Below are 2136 nucleotides of genomic sequence, written 5' to 3'. Positions count from 1 at the left end.
TCGAGCCGGGCGAGATCGCGGCGCGGCTTGGCGAGCACGCCTTTGTGCGCGAGGCGGTGGTGGTGGCGCGACAGAACCGCGCCGGCGACAGGCATCTTATCGCCTATGTGGTGTGTGCGCCCGAAGCTCAATCGGATGGGCTGGATGGACCTGAGCTTGCCAACACCTTGCGCGCGCACCTGAGTGCGCGGCTGCCGGACTACATGGTGCCGTCGGCGTTCATGCGGCTGGCGGAGTTGCCGCTGACGGTGAACGGCAAGCTCGACCGCAAGGCACTGCCGGCGCCGGCTGACGATGCCTATGCGCGGTCGGCCTATGAGGCGCCGCAGGGCACAGTCGAAACGGCGCTGGCAGAGATCTGGGCCGAGCTTCTAGGGCTGGAGCGGGTCGGACGCCACGACAACTTCTTCGAGCTCGGCGGCCACTCGCTCTTAGCGGTACAACTGCTCAGTCGCGCAGTCGATCTCGGGCTCAAGTTCAGCGCCGCCGACCTCTTCCAAGCCCCCCTTCTGAAGGAAGTTGCATCGAAAGTTCGTTTGGCACCACAGCCCAGCTGTGTGAGAGCGATTTGTGTTCGAGAAATCGGATCGCGGCCAACGGTGTTCTTTGTTCCTACAGGTTTGGGCGATTGCTCTTATGTCCCCAGTTTGGTGCAGGAAATGGGCGCCGACTGTTCTGTCTACGCTTTGCCATGGCCGCAATTCAGTGCATTTCAATTTCCAAGTCTTCAGGAGATCGCCTCGCAAGCGAGCTTGGCGATTCGCGAGATCCAACCGCGAGGTCCATATCGGTTGTCTGGATATTCGTCAGGAGGAATCTTGGCTTATGCAATTGCGCAGCAGCTACTAAACCTCAACGAAACTGTTTCCTTCATCAGCCTAATTGACGTTGTGTTATTTGCAGATCTATCAAGGACATCATCCACCCAAATGATAAAAGAAGTAGTGTTGGAGTCTCTCGAATTGAATGACGAGAAGTTCGAAATCCTCAATCGCTTCGCTGGACAAAGTTCAATTTCCCAACTGTTTGAAAAGGCTCAGAAAATTGGGGCGATCCCGCTGGATCGTGATCTCCGCAATGATATTCTGACATATGAAAGGGCCACTCAGTTCCAACGGGCGCTGGGCTGGTATCAAGTTCCGTCCCTTCCAGTTGAGATACACCAATTCTATGCGGCCCGGCCTTTTAGCAGTCGGACTCGTTCTCGAAAAACTCCACTAGGTCCAGAAGCAATTTCGCCTTTGCGGGGTTGGGACCGGATTTTAAGTGCGGAGGCCATTCATGCCGTGCCAATTCCAGGCGACCACGTGACTATGATGGATGTCCGGGAGAACCGCGAAGTTTTGGGTCGAGCGATCTCAACGGCCTTAGTCGAAACTCTTAAATAGTCGTCCGTGAATGACCTTGCCCCCAAGTTTTATCCAGTCCTGAGTTCGCTCTGGCCGGTGCATTTACCCGAATGGGCGGTGGTAGCGACGGGAAGTGGTGCGGAGCCATCGGCATAGCGGAGCCAGATTGAGGCCGGCCGGAAAAAATGGTAGCCAACGTTTTGTAAAATCGAGAAACCGGGACATGGATGAATCGAATTCCAAAGGCGGCCTATAGGAAGGAGCTTCACGACCAAGCGGTCAAGCTGGCGTTGACTGAAGGTGTTGGGATATCGGAAGCTTCCCGGCGATTGCCGATCCAACGAAGGTGCTTGGCAAACTGGGTATCCCCATGTGAAACCGAACGCTGATTCCGCGTAAGCGTTACTTCACCGACCGCGTCAGCGAACACGATATCCTGAGCAGGCATTTCCAGGCCAGCGCCGAACGTGTGAAGGCCACCGATGGACCAGTGCTTATCCTGCAGGACACGACCGCATTCTCGTACCAGCGCGAGCGTTCCGAACTCATCGGCTACACGGGCAAGACGAGCCTGCGCACAGGGAAGAACGGCATGGGCCCGCGACGACCGCTCACGCAATGCGGCATCCTGATGCATTCGAGTCTTGCTGTTACTGGCGATGGATTGCCACTTGGCCTGGCGGCGGTGAAGTTCTGGACGAGAAAGCGGTTCAAGGGGGCTTCGGAGCTCAAGCGCCATATCAATCCCACGCGCGTACCGATTGAGGAAAAGGAAAGCTGGCGATGG

General features: G+C 56.6%; 1 protein-coding gene and 2 pseudogenes. All 3 read left to right on the top strand.

Annotated features, from left to right (window positions below; translation table 11 throughout):
* On the top strand, window positions 1–1388 hold a 1388-nt coding region (locus tag GCT19_RS41725; protein ID WP_227749507.1), incomplete at its 5' end, for a thioesterase domain-containing protein.
* Between the two features lie 188 nt (window positions 1389–1576).
* Window positions 1577–1714, top strand: a pseudogene (locus GCT19_RS41720) (IS3-like element ISBvi4 family transposase); the annotation flags it as partial.
* A gap of 104 nt (window positions 1715–1818) precedes the next feature.
* Window positions 1819–2136, top strand: a pseudogene (locus tag GCT19_RS41715) (IS4 family transposase); the annotation flags it as partial.

This window comes from Paraburkholderia atlantica (assembly GCF_009362785.1).
GTDB classification, from domain to species: domain Bacteria; phylum Pseudomonadota; class Gammaproteobacteria; order Burkholderiales; family Burkholderiaceae; genus Paraburkholderia; species Paraburkholderia atlantica.
Note: the sequence above shows the minus strand (reverse complement) of the source record. Positions and strands in the feature narration are given on the sequence as shown.